At 39.0% G+C, this 17,632-nt stretch carries 20 protein-coding genes; 10 read left to right on the forward strand and 10 right to left on the reverse strand.

The features are described 5' to 3' along the window. Window positions 1-18: 18 nt before the first annotated feature. Window positions 19-516, reverse strand: coding sequence for a GtrA family protein (locus LXL81_RS01425; RefSeq protein WP_234644920.1), 498 nt, complete (start codon window positions 514-516; stop codon window positions 19-21). A gap of 271 nt (window positions 517-787) precedes the next feature. Here LXL81_RS01425 and LXL81_RS01430 point away from each other — a divergent pair, with 271 nt between their 5' ends. Continuing rightward, window positions 788-1,297 carry a hypothetical protein gene (locus tag LXL81_RS01430; RefSeq protein WP_234644921.1) on the forward strand — a complete coding sequence of 170 codons (510 nt, stop codon included), beginning with the start codon at window positions 788-790 and terminating at the stop codon, window positions 1,295-1,297. A gap of 11 nt (window positions 1,298-1,308) precedes the next feature. Further along, entirely contained in the window at window positions 1,309-1,902 is a 594-nt protein-coding gene (locus LXL81_RS01435; protein ID WP_234644922.1) for a hypothetical protein, read from the forward strand. A gap of 26 nt (window positions 1,903-1,928) precedes the next feature. Here the strand turns inward: LXL81_RS01435 and LXL81_RS01440 are convergent, their stop codons facing one another. The 3 genes from LXL81_RS01440 to LXL81_RS01450 are packed head-to-tail and all read right to left on the reverse strand — an operon-like array spanning window position 1,929 to window position 5,169. Next, on the reverse strand, window positions 1,929-2,951 hold the full coding sequence (locus LXL81_RS01440; RefSeq protein ID WP_234644923.1) for an SMP-30/gluconolactonase/LRE family protein: 1,023 nt from the start codon (window positions 2,949-2,951) through the stop codon (window positions 1,929-1,931). A gap of 54 nt (window positions 2,952-3,005) precedes the next feature. Beyond that, window positions 3,006-4,547 carry an alpha-amylase family glycosyl hydrolase gene (locus tag LXL81_RS01445; RefSeq protein WP_234644924.1) on the reverse strand — a complete coding sequence of 514 codons (1,542 nt, stop codon included), beginning with the start codon at window positions 4,545-4,547 and terminating at the stop codon, window positions 3,006-3,008. A gap of 37 nt (window positions 4,548-4,584) precedes the next feature. Further along, window positions 4,585-5,169 carry a Maf family nucleotide pyrophosphatase gene (locus tag LXL81_RS01450; RefSeq protein WP_234644925.1) on the reverse strand — a complete coding sequence of 195 codons (585 nt, stop codon included), beginning with the start codon at window positions 5,167-5,169 and terminating at the stop codon, window positions 4,585-4,587. 178 nt (window positions 5,170-5,347) lie between these two features. Between LXL81_RS01450 and LXL81_RS01455 the strand changes: the two genes are divergently transcribed. Then, on the forward strand, window positions 5,348-5,812 hold the full coding sequence (locus LXL81_RS01455) for a MarR family winged helix-turn-helix transcriptional regulator (protein ID WP_234644926.1): 465 nt from the start codon (window positions 5,348-5,350) through the stop codon (window positions 5,810-5,812). Between the two features lie 43 nt (window positions 5,813-5,855). Continuing rightward, the gene (locus LXL81_RS01460; protein ID WP_234644927.1) at window positions 5,856-6,473 is read left to right on the forward strand and encodes a YceI family protein; all 618 of its coding nucleotides are present in this window, start codon (window positions 5,856-5,858) and stop codon (window positions 6,471-6,473) included. A gap of 69 nt (window positions 6,474-6,542) precedes the next feature. Here the strand turns inward: LXL81_RS01460 and LXL81_RS01465 are convergent, their stop codons facing one another. Further along, window positions 6,543-7,001, reverse strand: coding sequence for a type I restriction enzyme HsdR N-terminal domain-containing protein (locus tag LXL81_RS01465; RefSeq protein WP_234644928.1), 459 nt, complete (start codon window positions 6,999-7,001; stop codon window positions 6,543-6,545). Between the two features lie 50 nt (window positions 7,002-7,051). Between LXL81_RS01465 and LXL81_RS01470 the strand changes: the two genes are divergently transcribed. After that, window positions 7,052-7,822 (forward strand): AMP nucleosidase, encoded by a 771-nt coding sequence (locus tag LXL81_RS01470; protein WP_234644929.1) that lies wholly within the window; start codon window positions 7,052-7,054, stop codon window positions 7,820-7,822. 11 nt (window positions 7,823-7,833) lie between these two features. Here LXL81_RS01470 and LXL81_RS01475 read toward each other — a convergent pair whose 3' ends face one another. Beyond that, window positions 7,834-9,222 (reverse strand): glycoside hydrolase family 140 protein, encoded by a 1,389-nt coding sequence (locus tag LXL81_RS01475; protein ID WP_234644930.1) that lies wholly within the window; start codon window positions 9,220-9,222, stop codon window positions 7,834-7,836. Between the two features lie 304 nt (window positions 9,223-9,526). Between LXL81_RS01475 and LXL81_RS01480 the strand changes: the two genes are divergently transcribed. Then, a complete protein-coding gene (locus tag LXL81_RS01480; protein WP_234644931.1) occupies window positions 9,527-9,898 on the forward strand; it encodes a globin in 372 nt (123 codons plus the stop codon). Between the two features lie 272 nt (window positions 9,899-10,170). Then, the gene (locus LXL81_RS01485) at window positions 10,171-10,335 is read left to right on the forward strand and encodes a hypothetical protein (protein ID WP_234644932.1); all 165 of its coding nucleotides are present in this window, start codon (window positions 10,171-10,173) and stop codon (window positions 10,333-10,335) included. 9 nt (window positions 10,336-10,344) lie between these two features. Here the strand turns inward: LXL81_RS01485 and LXL81_RS01490 are convergent, their stop codons facing one another. Next, window positions 10,345-11,151, reverse strand: a complete 807-nt coding sequence (locus tag LXL81_RS01490) for a glycerophosphodiester phosphodiesterase family protein (RefSeq protein WP_234644933.1) — start codon at window positions 11,149-11,151, stop codon at window positions 10,345-10,347. 230 nt (window positions 11,152-11,381) lie between these two features. On the opposite strand from LXL81_RS01490, the gene LXL81_RS01495 reads away from it, so the two are divergent. After that, window positions 11,382-12,797: a CCA tRNA nucleotidyltransferase gene (locus LXL81_RS01495; protein ID WP_234644934.1), complete on the forward strand. Its 1,416-nt coding sequence runs from the start codon at window positions 11,382-11,384 to the stop codon at window positions 12,795-12,797. Window positions 12,798-12,895: 98 nt separating this feature from the next. Next, window positions 12,896-13,096, forward strand: a complete 201-nt coding sequence (locus tag LXL81_RS01500) for a hypothetical protein (protein WP_090334525.1) — start codon at window positions 12,896-12,898, stop codon at window positions 13,094-13,096. Here LXL81_RS01500 and LXL81_RS01505 read toward each other — a convergent pair. Further along, window positions 13,093-14,403 (reverse strand): DUF2851 family protein, encoded by a 1,311-nt coding sequence (locus LXL81_RS01505; RefSeq protein ID WP_234644935.1) that lies wholly within the window; start codon window positions 14,401-14,403, stop codon window positions 13,093-13,095. The genes LXL81_RS01500 and LXL81_RS01505 overlap by 4 nt on opposite strands. Before the next feature lie 134 nt (window positions 14,404-14,537). Between LXL81_RS01505 and mtgA the strand changes: the two genes are divergently transcribed. Then, window positions 14,538-15,224: a monofunctional biosynthetic peptidoglycan transglycosylase gene (mtgA, locus tag LXL81_RS01510; protein ID WP_234644936.1), complete on the forward strand. Its 687-nt coding sequence runs from the start codon at window positions 14,538-14,540 to the stop codon at window positions 15,222-15,224. 71 nt (window positions 15,225-15,295) lie between these two features. Here the strand turns inward: mtgA and LXL81_RS01515 are convergent, their stop codons facing one another. Both LXL81_RS01515 and LXL81_RS01520 read right to left on the reverse strand, forming a co-directional pair. Continuing rightward, window positions 15,296-16,288, reverse strand: a complete 993-nt coding sequence (locus LXL81_RS01515) for a 2-hydroxyacid dehydrogenase (protein ID WP_234644937.1) — start codon at window positions 16,286-16,288, stop codon at window positions 15,296-15,298. Window positions 16,289-16,329: 41 nt separating this feature from the next. Further along, a complete protein-coding gene (locus LXL81_RS01520; protein ID WP_234644938.1) occupies window positions 16,330-17,262 on the reverse strand; it encodes a hydrogen peroxide-inducible genes activator in 933 nt (310 codons plus the stop codon). Between the last annotated feature and the right edge of the window lie 370 nt (window positions 17,263-17,632).

The following is a 17,632-nucleotide window of genomic DNA, read 5'->3' on the forward strand; positions in this document are numbered from 1 at the left end:
TCCGTGGCAAGTTGTAATTTATCGGATCAGTACTTTCAACCGGTTATAAAAACCTGTGCTTTTGAAGGTGAAAGTTTTGTGAAGAATATAATTGCTGATAAAGCTGAAACCCATTCCCACAATATAACAGGCCATTTCATTAACATTGACATGTTTTTTTGACCAGGGAAGTAGATAATTATGCTGCTGAAAATAATTATCAGAAATGTAATATGCCGCGGTTGAAAATATGTAGGTTACAAAACCTGAAAAAACAGCTACCATTAAAAACTTTACCATTTCCCGTCTCGTCTGATTCGTTTTACGGGCGTTAAAGGCAAACAGTTTGGTAAGTGCAAAGCCGACTACAAAAGAAGCTGCGTAGGCGGGTAAAATTGATTGCTGAAATGTTAATCCAAACCAGTCTTTAAATAAACTACTACAAAGTAACTGAACGACAGCCCCGGTTCCGGCTACAAGAAAATAGGCAATTAAGTCTTTAGAATTAAAGATTTTACTCTTTGTATTATCAACCACAGGGCTAATTATTAGTTTACAATAATGAAATTTCAGCTCAATATTAGAAATAAATTGATCCTGAAACAAAGGCAGCCCGATAATTTGATTTAATGGAAACAATTTATACCTTTTCCCGGACTAGCTTTTTTGTGACTAATTTGCTACTTATTCGTCCTAACAAATATTCGTTTTTAGCTTTGGTTCGGTTTTATTAATGTGTGGTAAACGGTAGCCATTGTTGGGAACACAGGAAGATATTTTATAGTATTTATTTTATAGTAACACGTTTATGAAAAGATTTTTTTTACTCTGTACGTTGGTTTTTGCTTTTTCAATAGCCCAGGCTCAGCCAGAGAAATGGGCGATAGGTGTAAAAGTAGGGGAGCCGACAGGTTTCAATCTCCGGAAGTATGGGGATAAAAATGCACTGGATATTACGGTTGGTACTTATTCCAGTTTGTTAAAAAAGAAAGCTTACCGTGAAGGGGAATATGCGAGCATCGGATTTATGCTGAATGGCAGTTATTTATGGTTCGTCCCTATGTTTAACGACAGAATGATTGCTTATGGCGGTGTTGGGGTTCAGATTAATTCACGAAAATATTATCCGAATACCAATATCAAATCTGTACATACCAATAACATTTCAACTGGACCGTCCTTTACCGGAGGTCTTGAGTTTTTCTTCTCTCAGAAACCGACTTCCTTTTTTGTGGAAGGTGGAGGATATGTTGAATTACTTCCAAAAGTGCTTTATTTCAGTCCCAATTTGAATATAGGACTTCGACATAACTTTTAATTGATACCGCCATGCGTCGTATTTTTATTATCTCAGGAATTACATTTCTTGCTTTCTATCATTTTTCTTGTGCTAATCTTAAAAGCAGTCTGAGTAAAACGGATGGCTCGGATTACAGCAGGCAACAGCCGTATTCAAGCACTTCGGTACAGAGAGATACAACGACGGTGATAAAATCCTCGACATCATACAATCCGGGAAAGTCTGATCAGGCGGAGGTGAGATATAAAAAGGATTACCTGAAAACCGGAAACGAAACAGACTTACGAACTGGTTCAGATTCCCGAACTGGCAACAATTCAAGTGCCGAAGCAAACCAGCAATTAATAAATCAATATGCTGAAATGGATAAACTGGGTGGTCTTGTGCTTTACGAACTGGATATTGTTGAACGCCGCAGAGATGTTTTGCTCGACAAATTCAGATCTGCTTCCGCCTCGGAGCGAGAAACATTATCAAATGAATTGAACACGCTTGACGGAAATCAAATTGCGCTTTATAAAGCATATGTTAAAGTTTATAAGGAAGGCAAAACGGATTGGCCGGCTGTTCATAAAAGCGTGGAAAGTACACTGCTTAGTTTGAGAGGTATTGGAAATAAGTAATATGGATGAATTTCCATATTACTTATTTACCAGTCAGCACCTTTTGTATTTGTTTTGATCCTGCACAAATAGCCGTCAACAGTAATGTAAAGCGTTGATCCGTCATCTCCCCAGGCGCAGTTGGACGCGAGTTCTCCGTCTGTTTCAATTTTTCCTAAAAGTTTTCCTTCGGGAGATAAAATCAAGATTCCGCCGGGTCCGGAAGTCCAGATATTACCTTCCATATCAAGTTTAAGTCCGTCTGGCAAACCCTTCAAGCCGGATTTACTCATTGGCGTTGCATCAAAAAATAACTTCCCTTTTCGCACCGAGCCGTCTGTCTGAACAGGATATGACATAATGTATGCTTTTTCAGGATCTGACTGTGCGATGAATAAGGTCTTCCCATCTGCTGAAAATGCCAGTCCGTTTGGTCGGGTTAAATCCTTGATAATGATTTTGGTTTCGCCTCTTGGCGTAATTTGATAAACGCCAAAATAAGACGTTTCGCGACTGGAATCCATTTCATATTTTGGCAAACCATAAGGCGGATCGGTGAAATAAAAGCTGCCGTTCGCCGAATGCTGTACCACATCATTTGGACTGTTAAATCGTTTACCTTCAAAATTATCTGACAGCGTTATTTTTCCACCGCCGTTTAAAGGCATGGCAGAAATACGGCGGTCGCCATGTTCGCAGAAAATTAGTCTTCCTTTTTTATCAATGGTCAATCCATTACTTCCCGGTTCATTGCTATATTCACCCAAACCCGTATAACCTGCAGGTTTCAGGAAAACAGATAACTCATTTTTCTCTTCCCACTTGTAAACCGTATTTTTGGGGACATCCGAAAAAAGTAAATATCCTCCGTTTTTCACCCAGACAGGCCCTTCACACCATACAAATCCTGATGCAATTACCTCCAGTTTCGCATTCTTTGACAGCAGCTTTTCCATCTTCGGGTCGTTGACCGTGATCTTACCAAGGGTCGGATAAGTTTTTTGTGCAAAAGAAGAATATGCTAAAACCAGAAATAAACAGGATATAAATGATGTGAGGCGTAGTTTCATTTTTATAAAATTAACCGGATTGTCAGTAATTCTTTATAAAGATGGAATGGCAGGCTAAACTACTGGTGACCAGTTTATACCTGATATTGTTGTCGGTCTTTCCTTTAAAATCAGACTGCCATAAGCTGTGAGTTCCAATTCTCCACCCTGAGTAATGGAAGATTTATTTGTGGAAAAAATTAAATCCTGAAAACCCGCTCTGCTATCCGGCAGTCGTATATTTTTCACTTCACTGCTCAAATTATGAATGATCAAAACCGGCTCGGTTTCATGCGTACGGACATAGGCCATGATCGTATTGTCGAATGATTCTACTTCTTCAATGTTTGGCTTTAAAATCTGCCCGAGTGCCTTTACCGTTTTACGTAATTCAATCAACTTTTTATAGTGCGAATAAATAGAATCCGCATCCTTCATTTGGCTGGAAAGTGGTTCTATCGTTCTCAGTGTCGAGAATTCCGCATTTAACCAGTTTGTCTTCATTGAATCCGATTCATTTTCAGACCAGAGAAATGGCTCACGGATATATGGATCCGGTTTGGTACCGAGCATTCCAATTTCTTCTCCGTAATATATATAAGGTTGCCCTGGCAAAGTAAGTAGTAGCGTAGCGGCCAGTTTTATTTTGCCTTTATGATTCCCAACAACACTTCCTATCCGATCCTGATCATGATTTGTGAGCATGATCGCATCTATAAATTCAGGATTGAAAGCTTCAAATTGAGAATAACTGGCCAGTAACTGCTGAACCAAATTTTCATCTTTTTCCTGGATAACAATCCGCTGCAAAGCAAAACTCAGGTCAAAATGAAAAGTCGCATTCAGATTTTCCAGATAGGGTGCCACTTCCCAGGTTTCTGCCCAGACTTCCGCAACCGTATAGGCATCTGGTTTTGCTTTCCTGACCACATCATCAAAAAACTCCCAAAAACCCCGGTTTTTTTCTTTTTCCCAGATTGGATAAATATGCCTGGCAGCGTCCAGGCGAAATCCGTCGATACCAATTTCTTCAAGCCAGAAGGTTATGATTTTGGCCAGTTCTTTTCTCAACAGGTCCGAATCATAATTCAGATCCGGCATACCTTTCCAGAATAACCCGTAGTATTTTTCATTATCTCCAGGAATTTCATGCCATGGATATACCTCATCCGAATCGTCAGAAGTTTGTCGTTCAGCAATTCCCAGCTCTTCAATTTTTTCAGGAGATAACCACCAGTAAAAATGCCTGAAAGGATTATCCGGGCCCTTACTCGATTCTGTGAACCAGGGATGGTACGTGCTGGTATGGTTGACGATCAGGTCAAGATATACGACAATATTCCTTTTATGCGCCTCAGAAAGCAGTCGTTTGAAATCTGCCATCGTCCCAAATTCTGGTTCAATTTCAAAATGATCAACCGGGTCATACTTGTGATAACTTGGTGAAGGATTGATGGGTGTCAGCCAGATTGCCTCAATTCCAAGATCCGCCAGATAATCCAGTTTTGAAATAATACCATTCAAATCACCGATTCCATCTCCATTCGAGTCGCAAAACGACCGGACGAAAATTTCGTAACAGACCCGTGGAATAAATTTCGGAAGATTTGGATGCATCAGATTTTGGAAAGGTGACTGGCCAGAGAGCTGGTTTTCAGCTTTGTGTTATCAAAAACGGTTTCAATAATTGGTAAACCACATGAACCGGAAGTCCCATGATCGTATAGAACGAACCTTCGATCCGGTTTATTCCCACCATTCCGATCCATTCCTGAACACCATAAGCACCCGCTTTATCAAATGGTTTATATTCTTCAATATAGTAGTTTATTTCGGTTTCCTCTAATGTCCTGAAACTTACAAGTGCGGTATCGGAAATGGTGTAAACATGATCATCTGCCAGTAAACTAACAGCCGTGGTAACCTCATGCGTTTTTCCGGAAAGCATTTTTAACATCCTCACCGCGTCTGTAATATCTTGCGGTTTATTTAAAATAGTTTCTCCGATAATAACAACTGTGTCGGCTGTCAATATAATTTTTTCAGGATGAAGATTTCTGAAAACTTCTGCTTTTTGTGCAGAAATATATCCTGCTACTTCATGGGTTGGTATATTATCGGGGAATGATTCATCCGTTGGAATCACTTCCACTTCAAAATCAAAACCGGTTTCCTGTAATAATAGTTGTCTGCGTGGGGAATTGGAAGCCAGAATTAATGGCTTGGCTAATTGAAACATATGGTAATTAAATAATTATCAAATTTTAACTTATTGATAATAAGTGAGTTGTCTAAATGGTCTGTTTTTTGATACAAATATCTGTAAATACTTTTTACAAACCGGAACTTATAGCGAACAAATATATGTTCCAACATTATATGTATATACACGGTATTGCATAATAACAATTTAAGCTATGTCTATTGAAACCGATATAAAACAAAAAAAATTTCGAAGCCCTTATCAGCGAATGGGACTAAATCTGGTTTACACCAGTAACTGGATCCAATATCAGCAGATGGAGATCTTTCGGGAATTTGATATAACATCACAGCAATTTAACGTTTTGAGGATTCTAAGAGGGCAACATCCCAATCCAATAAAAGTGAGTGATATTGCAGACAGAATGCTGGATAAAAATTCCAACACTTCACGTCTGATTGATAAGTTGCTTGTTAAAAAACTGGTTGACAGAAAATCATGTCCAAATGATCGCCGCGCTGTGGATGTCATTATTACCGAAGAAGGTCTGGAATTATTAAAAAAACTTGACCCGGAAGTTGAAAAATGGGAAGCTAATATGACAGGAATTACACCCGATGAAGCGGACCTGATCAGTACTTTACTCGATAAATTACGTAATTCAAAAAACAACAATTAATACATATAACAAACAATTCAATTTAAATTAAATCATGATTACAATGAATTCTCTAAAATCGATTGCTGCTTCTGTTGCAGTTTCTTTGTTCGCATTTACTGCTGTTTCTGCTGCTGACGGTAAAGTTAAGGCTACAAACCTTAAAGTTGACGTTTCAAAAAGTGAACTGGTTTGGACTGGTAAAAAAGTTACAGGCGAACACACTGGTAAAATTGCCTTGAAAGATGGTACTGTTATTATGGATGGTACTAAATTGTCTGGTGGTAAATTCACTGCTGATTTGACAAGTATCACAAATACAGACTTAACTGACAAAGAATACAACGGTAAATTGATCGGTCACTTGAAGTCGGAAGACTTCTTCGGTGTTGAAAAACACCCGACTGCAACTTTCGTTACTACAAAAGCAGTTGCTAAAAGCGCAGGTGTTTATGATGTAACTGGTAACCTGACTATCAAAGGAATTACAAAACCTGTAACTTTCCCGGTAACAGTAAAACCAACTGCAACAGGTGCTGATATCACTGGTAAATTGGTAATTGACCGTTCGAAATACGACATTAAATACAACTCAAAATCTTTCTTTGATGCTGCTGCACTTGGTGACAAAATGATCAATGACGATTTCGTGATCGATATTAAATTGGTAGCTGTTAAATAATATTCAGTAGACCCGACTTTGAAAAAGCCTGCCGACAAATTTTGTCTGGCAGGCTTTTTCTTTTTGCATTTATTCTTCAATATTATTCCATTCCCGGTAAAAGGGGAAATCATCCAGAAATTTAATCTGACCGTTCTCAACCTTGAAACAATAATGGGCCATACCATTTGTCACAGCCAGATATGCAGGTTGTAAAGTGAAATTATAACGGCTGATCTGTGCAAAAGTGATTTCATTCACCGGAATGAAAGGGGCTTTGCATTCAACCAGAAGAAATGGCAGGCTGTCTTTTGAGAGTATCATAATATCCGTTCTTTTGGCCAAAGTATGATATTTCATACCTGTTTCAATGGCAAAAAGCGATTTGGGATATCCGTAGTGGTTTATTAACAAATGAATAAAATGTTGCCGAACCCATTCTTCCGGCGTTAGAGAGACAAATTTTCTTCGTATAATGTCAAAAATATAGGGTTTTCCACTTACGTCTTTAACTTTATATTCGAAAGCAGGCAAATTTAATGATTCCATAGGCGAAGATAATCATCACAATTACCGATGCCAATAAACCCGGAAAATTCATGACAACGAAAGAACAAATTGTAGAAAACTGGCTTCCGCGTTATACCGGTACTGCCGTAGAGGATTTTGGAAGTTATATTCTGCTTACCAATTTTTTCAATTATGTGACGATGTTTGCAGAAAAATTTGGTGTGGAGGTGAAAGGGCAGGGGCGCGCCATGCAAACGGCCACGGCAAACGACATTACCATTATCAATTTTGGTATGGGAAGTCCTATGGCGGCGACGGTCATGGATTTGCTGTCTGCCATAAATCCGAAAGCTGTTCTTTTTCTTGGAAAATGTGGTGGTTTGAAGAAAACGCAGGTTGGAGATTTGATCCTTCCCATCGCGGCTATCCGGGGAGAAGGAACCAGCGATGATTATATGCCAAGTGAAATTCCGGCACTTCCGTCATTCCGGTTACAAAGCACAGTTTCGGCCAGTATCGCCAAACACAAACTGGATTACTGGACAGGTACGGTTTACACAACCAACCGAAGAATCTGGGAACATGACGACAGTTTCAAGGAATATCTTCGCGATATCCGCGCCATGGCCATTGACATGGAAACGGCTACGATTTTTATAGTTGGTTTTGCTAATTCAATTCCCCATGGCGCTCTGCTTTTGGTATCTGACAATCCTATGGTACCGGAAGGGGTAAAAACGGAAGAAAGTGATAAAAAGGTGACGACCAATTATGTTACGATGCACCTGGAAATTGGTATAGAGTCCTTGACTGAATTGGCCAGATCAGGAGAATCCGTAAAACATTTGCGGTTTGAGTAACCGCTCCAAATTTATTTTGCCCAGGGTTTTGTCGCGTCGGTTATAACCAGAATCCAATCAGTTTCAGGGCCTGCTGCGTATGGTTTAAATTCGGTTACTTTATCATTTTTTATTTTACCGATTTTTACTTTTGTGGCATCCCTTGGATTGAACCAGTAAGCTGTCAGTGATCTAGCACTAAACTGATTGAGATCTATTTTTAAACTGCGGCCATAGGGTGTGTAAGCGATCAACAGATCCTTATTTTGGGAAAACGCTGAAACCTGATAACCTGCGTCTTCCGGATTTTCATTTTTAATTACAGATTGATCAGGAACAAGTGCTGTCCATGGAAGTGATTCTATAAATTTTTTCAGGTATCCCATCTGGAATGCACCCGGAAAGTCAACAGCAATCTTCCAGTTTGTTCTGGCTACGGAAACGGGTGGATTTTTGTCAAAATTGAAAAACTGCCAGATATCATGACAGCCATAAGTATGTCCGCATGCACCTGAAAGTACCGCCCAATATGCTGCCTGCCGGGTATCAAAATCGTTGAAATAACCCAGCTCAGGTTTCCAGTTAACCGGATGATCTTCATAACGCGGCTCCCCATCCAATGTAGGTTTTGGCGGGAAAAGGTTATAGTCATTACGGATCATCAGATAGTTTTTACTATTTTTTTCTCCATGACCGGATTGGAACATATTAACGTTCAGCCAGTTTTCCTTATGGAAATATTTGGATGAGTAACTGGCTCCCATTGGATGGTAACTGATAATCTGAGCATCTCCGACAGCTTCTTTAATTCCTGCCGCCATTGCTTCTATAATCTTTATATGGGTTTCGTTTTCCGGACTTCTGTCACCACCTAAAATCCAGATGATCTTTTTGTTTTTAAATTTCTTACCCAGATAGGCGCCATAAGTTTTAGCATTTTCAGGTGTGAATATTTCTGGTCCAACGCCCCATTTTTTATTGAATTTATCACCCCAGGTCGGTAAAAGGCCAATATATAATCCCAGTTGATTGGCTTTATCAATTACTTTTTCGACATGTTGAAAATACAATTCATTGGGTTTTGTTGGATCGTTATTGATCAATGGTAATTGTCCCTGCTGATCCGGTTGCGTAAGTCCGTCGAATTCTGCTAAGGCCACGCTTTGAATCACGTTAAATCCTTTCGAAGCTCTGTTTTGAAGATAAAATTCAGCTTCTTCAAAAGTGAGCCAGTGAAACAGTTCCCATGCTGTATCCCCAAGCCAGAAGAATGGTTTTCCATCTTCCTGCATGATATAGTGACTATCTTTTGGTATAGATAAATTTTGTAATCTGACGGAAGCTGCCGGTTGATTTTTCTGGGCAAAGTCGGGTTGCCAGATGCAGATTGAAAGTAACAGGAGAAATATACTTTTATACATTGTAGTAATATCTGCGCTGGAAATGAGGAAGTTTTCTGGTAGGATTAGACAAAAATAATAAAGAATTTAATTGTTGCTTGTTACTTATTGATGCAGGTAAAATTAATCCGATAGCTCTGCTAAAACTGCAAATTGACAGAACTGACCAGCATCATTTGGAAAACCGGCAGATCAAAAACGGATATAATATAACAGGAATCTAAAACAGCAGGCGTATGAGACGGAATATGGTAAGTGTAAGGTCATATAATCAACAAGGTATATAAAACTTGTGATTTGCATGAATTAATACCAATTTTGAGCCATGGAAGGTTTATCATTATACGACCGTATTGGCGGCGAAGACACTTTGAGATTGTTAACTGATCGTTTTTATGATCATGTATTTTCCCATGAACTGATTTCCCGTCTCTTCAAAAGTGACAAAGATGAAATTAAAGAAAAACAGCGGCTTTTTTTGACCCAGTTTTTAGGCGGTCCTGCCTTATATTCCGAAGTTTTCGGTCATCCAAGATTAAGAGCCCGTCACATTCCGCATCCGATTACCGAAGAAGACGCAATTGCCTGGCTAACTTGCATGGACAGAGCAATTTCATCGTTAACTATCAGTGACGACCTGAAAAAAGAACTATTCAGCAGATTCCCGCAATCTGCTCTGTTTATGGTCAATAGCTAGTAATTACGCTACGTTTAGCAATCTTACTTTTTTACAAAAAATAATTTCTATTATCTATTTATCAACAACTATTTGATATTCAATTAGTTGTTAATATCTTTGTATTACTCCTCGTTATTAATGTTCCTGAAAGTTACTATTTCAATAATTTTTAGACTAATTTTGATTTTAGCTAACTTCTCCTCGATCCAATCCTATTAAATAATCGTATATGTACATGTGGCTCAATAAGTCACAAGTACCAAATTTCACGGAAAATCCTTTCTATTAACATGATCATCGTTGCTGAATTTTTAATACGTACGCTTATCGGAATAGTCTTGCTGGCCGCTTTGGTCATCACAACGGTTCTTTTGGGACCGGTTCATCTAACGATTATGCTGCTATCCGGGTCACTTTTTGAAAAAGCGAATATGAAATCACAGTGGGTTTGGTAATTAGCTTTTCTATTTAAGAAAGTCCGCAAATTCAGAATCAATCTGAAAATATTTCACTCCGAAAGACGCCATTTTAATGCAATCGTCGTTTGCCTCTTTGTACATGTTTTCAGAATTTTTGTAGTGATATTTGTTGATAGCAGCAACAGTAATGATTCCATTATTATTTGCCCAGTCAACATCATCTTTCGTCATTTTTGCAGGACGTTCAAACAAGAAATAATCCGATGGTTTGTAATTTTTTCTGGTTATGTTTTCTTCCAGCTGTTTTCTGGTACAGCTGAGTTTTATCTTTCCTGTAAAAAATTCAGTAGATTCATCAGTTCCGATCATGAGTGCGTTTTCGCGTAGGTTATACCGGTCAAGCAGTGCCAGCAGTTGATTAAACAGCGCAATATTTAAACCTTCAATTTTATTGTCCAGCATTACATTCATCTGGTTTTTACTGCAAAATTCAAAAACTGATTCCAGTTTCAGCGGAGTATTTCCATCAATTTTGCTGGAAAGTTTTTCAACATCCGCCCAATTCATCTCCGTCACTTTTTGTTTTAAACCATAATATCTTTCAAAAGTCGCGTCATGATTTGCTATCAACACGCCATCTTTTGTAACGCGCATATCGGTTTCAATCATAGCGTATTTATATTCCTTTGCCTTTTTCAAAGCAGGAAGTCCGTTTTCGGTATAACTGCTGTCAACAACACCGCCTCTGTGGGCAATAAGCCGGATGTTTTTATTTTGGGCCCTTACCGTTAAATTGACAAAAAGCAGGAGTATTACTAAACCTCCGCAAATTTGGAACAGAGAAATTTTCATTCTAAAAAACAATTGAAGGTGTTTCAGGATTGAAAGTTAGTTTGCGTCAAAAATCAACTAAAATTCTGATTTTCATGCATCTGTTGTGTAAACTAAATGTAAAGATTTGTGGATTTATCTTTTGAACAGATTGACCGATCGGTCAAAATAGAATAAATATTGGTTTTAATTTTAAGAAGACGTTAAATTCGTCATAAATGTAAAGAACAAGAATTCCTTACCTTTGCGGCATGAATTTTAAAGAGCAGTTGATAAATTACCCCATACTGGAAATTGTGGCCCGGGCTTCGGCAGAGCTGGGTGTTGAAGCATATATAATAGGTGGTTTCGTTCGTGACCTCATACTTAAAAGGCCGAGTAAAGATATTGATATCGTTTCCATCGGCAGCGGAATAGAGCTTGCGGAGCTTGTTGCACAGCAGCTTGGCCCGGATGTTCATGTCAGTATTTTCAAAACATTCGGAACGGCACAAATCCGCCAGGGCGATCTGGAAGTAGAATTTGTTGGGGCGCGGAAGGAATCTTACAGCCCCGATTCACGTAAACCTGCGGTTGAAGATGGTACATTAAAGGACGATCAAAACCGCCGTGATTTTACAATCAATGCAATGGGAATAAGTTTGAGCCGGAGCAATTTTGGCGAGCTGATTGATCCCTTTGAAGGTATGCGTGATCTTCGAAAAAAAATAATCCGCACGCCATTGGAGCCGGGAATTACGTTTTCCGACGATCCCTTGCGTATGATGCGGGCCATTCGTTTTGCATCCCAGCTGAACTTCGATATTGAACCTGATACTTTCGAAGCGATTATCAGCATGAAAGACCGGATTGGTATTGTATCCATGGAGCGGATTTCGGACGAGCTTAATAAAATCATTCTTTCGCCCGTTCCATCCTATGGATTTAAGCTGTTATACCACGCAGGGCTCTTAGCGATTATCTTCCCTGAAATGATCGAACTGCTTGGTGTTGAGACAATTGATGGCAAAGGGCATAAGGATAATTTCTATCATACTTTGCAGGTACTGGATAATGTTTCAGAAAATACAGACGACCTCTGGCTTCGCTGGGCTGCCATTTTACATGACATTGCAAAACCTGCAACAAAACGTTTTGATAAAAAAGTAGGCTGGTCATTTCATAATCATGAAGAAATCGGAGCGCGTATGGTTCCGGTTATTTTTCGCCGGATGAAATTGCCGCAGAATGAAAAAATGCGTTTTGTCAAAAAACTTGTCAGATTGCATTTGCGTCCGATAGTATTGTCGCGCGAAGAAATTACAGATTCTGCCATGCGCCGGCTTTTGGTTGAGGCGGGGGAAGATATTGAAGGATTAATGAAGCTTTGCCGCGCTGATATCACTTCAAAAAACCCGGATAAGGTGAAGAAGTTTCTTCACAATTTTGACATTGTTGAACAAAAACTGAAAGATCTGGAAGAGCGGGATAAACTGAGAAGTTTTCAGCCTGTTATTACCGGGGAGATTATCATTGAAACTTTTGGACTGAAACCATCACGTGAAGTTGGGGTGATGAAAGAAATTATCCGGGAGGCAATACTTGAAGGTATTATTCCAAACGAATATGAACAGGCTTACGCTTTTATGGTAGAAGAGGGTAAAAAAATGGGTTTAACCGTTCAATAATCCACTTTTATATTGAAGGGGCACATTGAATAAATTGTTGTATTCTCTATTTTTGCAGACCTGAATTAATCAAATCAAAATCCTTCATAGTTATTACAATGGAAAGTACACAGTTTAAACGTTTTTTTGGCGCACTTCTGACCTTGTTGGGAATTGCTGTTTTGTTGTTTGCCTGTGTCGCTTTTCTTTCCGAAAAACCGGTTTTGGGACTTACCGTTTCAAAATGGGAATCTGTCGTTCCGTTTTTAGTGGGTTCGGTTTTCTTGCTTACCGGCGTAAATTTAGTCAGTAGAGTTTAGGTTGAACGTACCAGTGCCGCGCCAACAGTGCATTCCAGACACTTTTTGTTGATACAATATTGATTGTACCATTCAATAAGCGACTGGGAGTCGGCGGCTGATTTTACTTTCATTCCTAATATTTCCCATTCCCTTGTGATCCGGTTATTTTCTGCCGGAATTTCGGACAGCCAGTTCAATGCTTTATCCAGAAATTCCGGTTGTTGTTTTTGTTTTGAATAGGCTACCAGAAGCGGAACCGCTGCATTGATAATCAATAGATTCATAGCATCTTTTCCCATTACCGGAACTTTGGATTTTGATAATTTACCAAACTGAAAATGATGGATCCAGTACTCGGATTGTTTTAAATTAAACAGGTGATGAAGTGATTTTACATTTTCAGCTGACGTGATGGAGGAGAATAATGTGCCATTTTTGGTGATCAGATCTGCAAACTGAGAAATCCGTATCGTAGGAAAACCGGCGGGACGCAAACGCAGAAATTTGAATTCATGCGCATTCATTTTGAACTGAGAAATGCTGTACTTGTTTGATAAAAACTGATATTCTCTCCGAAGTGCTTCAATATATAGGTCTTCCGGTTCTTCATCTTCTGATTTGTTTGGGATTAAACCTGCGGTGCCAAAAAGCAGTGCTTCCAATTGGATAGATTGTGTGCGATGTTTTTGTAATATTTTCAATGGAATAATCTGTGTAAGACGTAAAAATGCCGGATCATTCAATTTAAATCCAAAATGTTGTCCCAGCCATTGGTATGCAGTTTCTTCCCAATCCTGCTGATTTGCCTGATATAATTCGAGAACTCTGGATGCCTTTTTATCCAGCCTTTCCAGCAGGACTCTGTCAAGCATCGAAAATTTCTGCAATTCATTAACCAGTGAGAATTGTTCCTGGCATGAAATTCCCGGATTTTCATAAAATTCCCGGGTATTCATCAAAGCTGCATATCTTTCCAAAATTGAAAGGCGGACCAGGCCTTTGAGTGATAAGACAGGCAATAATGATTGATCCGGTCTGAATATCGGCGTATCATTTTCCCAGACCACATGTATCACCACACTTTCATAAGCTTCATTTTCATCATGCTGATGCAGCAGCCAGTCTGATGATTTCGTATGTATTTCAACAGAACCTACCCATTCCACGCCATCAATTCTAATTCGTGCATCCGAAAAATCCGGACCGGCATTGGTATTTTTATGCCCGGTACGAATAATCTGAATTACTTCGCCTTCCTCGGTTTTCAGGTTTCCGGCATCAAAATATTGAAATTGCCATATAAAACTTAGCAGATCTTCATTCATAATCTCGGCGGATAGCGTGTGGTGAAAAAATATGCTGTTTCAGGATTATTATTCTTTGTCCAAACCTGAATTGTTCTGTTCTTTGTACGTGTTTTTATTGGTTTGGTTTCTTATCCTGAAGAAATAATTATTGTATGCTCCGCCGTTTTCTGTTCTATGCGTTTAAATTTCTCATTTACTTCTTTGCTATTTCCATCATTTGGGTCGTGGTTTTAAAATTTGTCCCCGTTTGGGTGACACCTTTTATGATCTCGCGCAAGATCGATGCGTTCCGGGCGGATGAAGACACGGAAATTCATAAGGACTGGGAGCCTTACGACAATATTTCAAAGGAAGTAGCACTGGCCGTGGTTGCATCCGAAGACCAGAATTTTCCTAATCACTGGGGTTTTGACTTTGATGAAATTTATGATGCAATGACCGAGAAACGCAAACGGGTTCGTGGGGCGAGTACTATTTCTCAGCAGGTTGCCAAAAATGTTTTTTTATGGCATGGCAGAAGTTATATCCGGAAAGGATTGGAAGTCTATTTTACCGTTTTAATTGAGCTGATCTGGGACAAACAGCGCATTTTGGAAGTATATCTTAATGTTGCAGAAATGGGAAAAATGACATTTGGCGTTGAAGCTGCTTCACAGCGATTCTACAAAAAACCGGCAAAGAATTTATCACGTTATGAAGCTGCCAGAATAGCAGCAGTATTACCAAATCCTGTTCGGTTTTCAATCAAAAATCCTTCTGCCTATGTTAACAAAAGGACCAATCAGATTGTGAGACAAATGAAATATTTGGGTGGACGGAATTATATTGCTGATTTATAGGGCAAGTTTTGCGGTTACAGGTTAATTATAAAATTTATCATTAGTTTTTAATATATCCCAAGCGTCTACTATTAACTCTTGATCTCATTTTTCAACGACAAACCGTTTTCAAAATCCGCTAAATTATTCAACGTTATCGTTGCAATTTCTTCCAACGCTTCCTTTGTGAAAAAGCCAAGATGACCCGTAATTAAAACATTTGGAAAAGAGATCAATCTTGAAATAACATCATCCAGGATTACACTTTCTGACAGATCCTGAAAAAAAAGATCTGCTTCCTGTTCATAAACGTCGATACCGAGGTAACCGATTTTCCCTGTTTTTAAACCTTCAATGGCATCTTGCGCTTCGATTAAAGCACCCCGGCTTGTATTGATCAGCATAACTCCGTTTTTCATTTTTGAAATGGAATTGGTATTGATAATATGAGCTGTTTCAGGCGTGAGCGGGCAATGCAGGGAAATGATGTCGCTTAAAGTCAATAGTTCATCCAGGTTTTTATATTGAACACCTTTTGCTTTTAAATCAGCGGATTCCTGAATGTCGTAAGCCAAAACATTACAGCCAAAACCAAGCATTATTTTACAAAAAGAGGCGCCAATCAAGCCTGTTCCGATAACACCGACTGTTTTGCCGGACAAATTAAAACCAGTTAGATTCTCAATAGAAAAGTTTCCCTCCCTGACGCGGTTATAGGCTTTATGCGTTTTCCTGTTTAAAGTCAGAATAAGAGCAGTGGCGTGTTCAGCAACAGATTCCGGTGAGTAGGCAGGCACTCTGACAATACTTAAATTCCTCGATTTCGCTGCTTTTAGATCCACATTATTGAAACCGGCACAGCGTAATGCGATTACTTTTATTCCGTTCTTATTGATTATTCCAATCGTATCTTCATCAATTTTATCATTGACAAAAACACAAACTGCATCAAAACCGGCTGTCAGGCTTGCGGTTTGCTCATTTAACGAAACTTCGAAAAAAGTCAGATCATGCAGGTTAGCATCGTTAAATCTGGTAAAATATTCTTTGTCGTATGACTTGGTACTAAAAAAAGCGACTTTCATAACCGGGACTTAAATTTACGTTGGTGAGACAAATGTGGTCATTAATAAATACGCATTTCAACTTTCTTCTCATAAATTTCTTTTGGCACATAATCAATGATACCGGTTTTGAGCGCGTCAATCAACCTTGTTTTCACCTGTTCCCGATTCACTACCAGACAAACTTCCCGTGCAGGTTCGGGCCACTGGAAATGCCGGATATGTTTTTTTCTTTCATCTGACAATTCCATCACAGCAAGTTCAGGAAGAATGGTGATACCTCCATTTTTTTCTACCATACGTATCAGCGTTTCGATACTGCCCGAACGGTAATGAAAGCTATTGCCAAACCGGCTGCTTTTGCTCAATTCACATAACCGCTGGATCTGGGTCCTGAAACAATGTCCCTCTTCCAAAAGCCACAAATCATTGGGTTCAATATCTCCGGGAAGGATATATTCTTTGTTAAACAAATCCGTATTTTCAGAAACATAAGCATAAAATATTTCTTTGTACAACGGGATTTCCTGTAAGCTGCTATCTCCTGAAAGTGAGGCCACAATGCCTACGTCCAGATTTCCGAGTTTGAGTTCTGTAATAATCCGTTCAGTGATCATCTCCGAAACATGAAGCCGGATGTTGGGATAATTCTCAATAAAGGGTTGCACCAAATGGGGTAAAAGATAGGGAGCAACAGTAGGAATAATACCAATCCGAAGCTCTCCTGACAAATCGCCATTAAAATGCTTCGCAATTTCTGCCATTTGACGTGCTTCAAAAAGTATCGTTTTGGCCTGGTCAATAATCAGTCTCCCGATTGCTGTCGGGACAATGGGTTGTTTGGTACGATCGAAAATTTTTACGCTTAATTCATCTTCAAGCTTTCTGATCATCATCGACAAAGTAGGTTGTGTAACATTACAATGTTCCGAAGCCTGGACGAAATGACGATGATTATCGACGGCGACTATATATTCGAGCTGCTGAATATTCATAAAATTTTTATTGCGTTTTTGATGAGGCGATCTGCCCGGGATAACTTGATCAGCGTAAATACTTCAAATATAAATATAGTTTTTATCTATGTAAATATAAAAATTATCAGTTTGATTTATTATTTAAAGATAATATTATTTGTAGTGTTGAAAGGTTGCACGAAGGTTAGGGTACGCTTAACAGGAAAGAATTGATTAAAGGAATATATATTGTAAGTCATAAAGCCATGCGAAAATTTTTGCGTGGCTTTATTTTTTTGTTAAAAAAGAATTAAATTTTATTACTATATAAATTTGAAATGTTGCCGGGATCAGCAGGTTCTAAGAATAAATATTCCCAGAATATGGTCTTATCAAGCGGTAGGGCCAG

Origin of the sequence: Dyadobacter sp. CY356 (genome assembly GCF_021440195.1) — a bacterium.
In the GTDB taxonomy this organism is placed as follows: domain Bacteria; phylum Bacteroidota; class Bacteroidia; order Cytophagales; family Spirosomataceae; genus Dyadobacter.

Bases quoted from the DNA above. Each gene is read 5' to 3' on its own strand.
- LXL81_RS01430 (WP_234644921.1), top strand. From the start codon at position 788: ATGAAAAGATTTTTTTTACTCTGTACGTTGGTTTTTGCTTTTTCAATA.
- LXL81_RS01435 (WP_234644922.1), top strand. From the start codon at position 1,309: ATGCGTCGTATTTTTATTATCTCAGGAATTACATTTCTTGCTTTCTAT.
- LXL81_RS01440 (WP_234644923.1), bottom strand. From the start codon at position 2,951: ATGAAACTACGCCTCACATCATTTATATCCTGTTTATTTCTGGTTTTA.
- LXL81_RS01445 (WP_234644924.1), bottom strand. From the start codon at position 4,547: ATGCATCCAAATCTTCCGAAATTTATTCCACGGGTCTGTTACGAAATT.
- LXL81_RS01450 (WP_234644925.1), bottom strand. From the start codon at position 5,169: ATGTTTCAATTAGCCAAGCCATTAATTCTGGCTTCCAATTCCCCACGC.
- LXL81_RS01455 (WP_234644926.1), top strand. From the start codon at position 5,348: ATGTCTATTGAAACCGATATAAAACAAAAAAAATTTCGAAGCCCTTAT.
- LXL81_RS01460 (WP_234644927.1), top strand. From the start codon at position 5,856: ATGAATTCTCTAAAATCGATTGCTGCTTCTGTTGCAGTTTCTTTGTTC.
- LXL81_RS01465 (WP_234644928.1), bottom strand. From the start codon at position 7,001: ATGGAATCATTAAATTTGCCTGCTTTCGAATATAAAGTTAAAGACGTA.
- LXL81_RS01470 (WP_234644929.1), top strand. From the start codon at position 7,052: ATGACAACGAAAGAACAAATTGTAGAAAACTGGCTTCCGCGTTATACC.
- LXL81_RS01475 (WP_234644930.1), bottom strand. From the start codon at position 9,222: ATGTATAAAAGTATATTTCTCCTGTTACTTTCAATCTGCATCTGGCAA.
- LXL81_RS01480 (WP_234644931.1), top strand. From the start codon at position 9,527: ATGGAAGGTTTATCATTATACGACCGTATTGGCGGCGAAGACACTTTG.
- LXL81_RS01485 (WP_234644932.1), top strand. From the start codon at position 10,171: ATGATCATCGTTGCTGAATTTTTAATACGTACGCTTATCGGAATAGTC.
- LXL81_RS01490 (WP_234644933.1), bottom strand. From the start codon at position 11,151: ATGAAAATTTCTCTGTTCCAAATTTGCGGAGGTTTAGTAATACTCCTG.
- LXL81_RS01495 (WP_234644934.1), top strand. From the start codon at position 11,382: ATGAATTTTAAAGAGCAGTTGATAAATTACCCCATACTGGAAATTGTG.
- LXL81_RS01500 (WP_090334525.1), top strand. From the start codon at position 12,896: ATGGAAAGTACACAGTTTAAACGTTTTTTTGGCGCACTTCTGACCTTG.
- LXL81_RS01505 (WP_234644935.1), bottom strand. From the start codon at position 14,403: ATGAATGAAGATCTGCTAAGTTTTATATGGCAATTTCAATATTTTGAT.
- mtgA (WP_234644936.1), top strand. From the start codon at position 14,538: ATGCTCCGCCGTTTTCTGTTCTATGCGTTTAAATTTCTCATTTACTTC.
- LXL81_RS01515 (WP_234644937.1), bottom strand. From the start codon at position 16,288: ATGAAAGTCGCTTTTTTTAGTACCAAGTCATACGACAAAGAATATTTT.
- LXL81_RS01520 (WP_234644938.1), bottom strand. From the start codon at position 17,262: ATGAATATTCAGCAGCTCGAATATATAGTCGCCGTCGATAATCATCGT.